1 protein-coding gene is annotated in these 2,609 nt (G+C 61.0%); it reads right to left on the bottom strand.

Going from position 1 to position 2,609, the window contains the following annotated elements; all coding sequences use genetic code 11:
* Positions 1–244: 244 nt before the first annotated feature.
* A partial coding sequence (locus JOZ76_RS18895; protein WP_291700675.1) for an efflux RND transporter permease subunit occupies positions 245–2,609 on the bottom strand: 2,365 nt, incomplete at its 5' end.

The raw sequence follows: 2,609 nt of genomic DNA, 5'->3' as shown, positions 1-2,609 counted from the left end.
ATGCTGGCGGGCGATACGCGGCCCTCCCGGACCTGCTTCGGGCTGGAGGAGCTTCTTGCCGGGCAAATAACCCTCGACGGGGGGGACAGCGGGCGGGACGAAATTGGGTCCGACGCACCCCGACAGGACCAAGGCAAGTCCTCCCGCTAGCACGCCGCAGGCGGCACGTCGCGGTCGATGGGCGGTGCCTCGCATCAGATCGATCCACTCAAGCGCTTTGGTCGGTGAGACCCGTTGCCTGATCCTAGGTCGGTTCAGCATGGGGCGCATCCTCGCCATCTGAGGTTTCCTCAGTTTCCCGCGCAAGGAAGATCCGCCGTAGCGCCGGTGCAACAACGAGCAGCAGCAGCGGTCCAATGAACATGCCGCCAACCACTACAGTCGCCAGCGGTCGCTGCACCTGGCTGCCGATGCCATGCGAGATTGCCGCCGGAAGCAGGCCGACGCCCGCCGACAGCGCGGTCATCAGCATCGGCCGCATGCGCTGTTCGGCGCCGCGAAACACCGCTTCCGCAATATCCATGCCTTGAGCCCGCAACTCCCGGAAGTAAGTGATGTTGAGAATGCCATCCATCACCGCAACACCGAACAGCGAGATGAATCCGATCGCGGCGGAGACGCTGAAGGCAAGGCCCGCGAGGTAGAGCGCGATCAGGCCGCCGCCGATCGCAAAGGGAATGCCGGCTAGCGCCAGCAGGCTGTCGCGCACGGTGTTGAACAGCCCATACAGGAGAACCAAGATCAGCAGCAGCGTGATCGGAATGACGATAATCAGGCGCTGCTTTGCGTTTTGCAGGTCCTCGAATTCGCCGGCCCAGAGGATCTGATAGCCGTTCGGCAGCTTGACGGCGTTGGCGACACGTTCCTGCGCTTCCGTGACCGTCGAGCCGAGGTCACGGCCGCGCACGCTGAACTTGATCGGAATGTAACGCTGGCTGCGCTCGCGATAGATGAAGGAGGCCCCCGTATCGAGCGTAATGTCTGCAAGCTCGCTCAACGGGACATAGGCGTTGGTTCCGGATGGGGTCTGATACGCGACCTTGACGTTACGAATGGAATCGATACTGCTGCGATATTCCGGGTCCAGCCTCACGGCGAGGCTGAATTGCCGATCGCCTTCGAGCACCGTCGTCGCGTTGGTTCCTCCCATGGCGGCTTGAACCACAGTATTGACGTCGCCGGCGTTGAGGCCATATCGCGCCGTCTTCTCACGATCGACCTTGATGTTGAGGTTCGGCTGTCCCAGCGAGTGGAAGACGCCAAGGTCCTCGACACCCCGCACCTTGGCCATCTCGTCCCTCACTTGGGTTGCCAGTTGCTCAAGCACCTGAAGATTCGGTCCGACGATCTTGACCGAATTGGCGCCCTTCACGCCGGACAGCGCTTCCTCAACATTGTCCTGGATATATTGGGAGAAGTTGAAGCCGATGCCCGGCAATTCCTCGCTGAACTCCTTCTGCAATTGCTCGGTAAGCTCTTCCTTGGTTAGATTGGGAGGCCAGTCCTCGAACGGCTTCAGCGGCGCGAAAAGTTCGACATTGGAGAATGGCGAGGCATCGCTGCCGTTGTCAGGACGGCCATGCTGTGAGACCACGGTGATCACCTCGGGATGACGCAGCAGGATTTCCCGCATCTTGCGGGTAGCCTCCGTGCCGGCCTCAAGCGAAATCGTGGGCGGCAGCGACGCCCGGATCCAGAAATTGCCCTCTTCGAGTGCAGGCAAAAACTCGCTACCGAGCTGAGAGGCGGCCAGAAAGCTCACCCCCAGAAACGTGACCCCAATCAGCACCGCGAGCCTCAGGTGACGCAGCGCGAAGCCAAGCACCGGAGTGTAAGTGGCGCGCAAGCCCCGCACAACGAAGGTCTCGACCTCCTGGATGTCACTGGGAAGCAGGAGCGAGGCCAGGACCGGTGTGACCGTGAACGTCGCCAGTAGCGCCCCGAAGAGGGCATAACCATAAGTGCGCGCCATCGGACCGAAGATCTGTCCCTCGACGCCTTGCATCGTAAACAGCGGGACGAAGGCAGTGACGGTGATGGCGGCCGTAAAGAAGACGGCCCGATCGACCTGCAATGCGCTCGCAAAGATGATGCGCAGCCGCTCCGTCCACCGATGCCCCACCGGCTGGGGCCCCGTCGGCGACGTTGGATCCGTTCCCCAGTAGCCGCCGGAGAGCTGATCGAGCAACGCCCGCCTGTGCTCCGCGGGCGATTGGAAGTTGCGATAAATATTCTCCATCATGATGACGGCCGAGTCGACGATGATGCCGAAGTCGACGGCGCCGAGCGACAACAGATTGGCATCTTCGCCCTGCAGAACCAAAATGATGATGGCAAAGAACAGCGCGAACGGGATGTTGGCGCTAACGATGATCGCGCTGCGGAGGTCGCCCAGGAAAATCCACTGAATCAGAAAAACCAGCACGCAGCCGAAAATCAGGTTGTGCAACACGGTATGCGTAGTCACGCCCACCAGTGTGCTTCGGTCGTAGAAGGGAACGATCTTCACGCCCGGCGGCAGACTGCCATCCGAGTTGAGCTTCTTGATCTCATCCTGCACCTTCGGGATAATGTCGTTGGTGTGCTCGGTCCGCCTCATCACGACGATT

The organism is Bradyrhizobium sp. (assembly GCF_019244115.1).
Taxonomy (GTDB): domain Bacteria; phylum Pseudomonadota; class Alphaproteobacteria; order Rhizobiales; family Xanthobacteraceae; genus Bradyrhizobium.
This window is presented reverse-complemented; position numbering and strand designations above follow the sequence as displayed.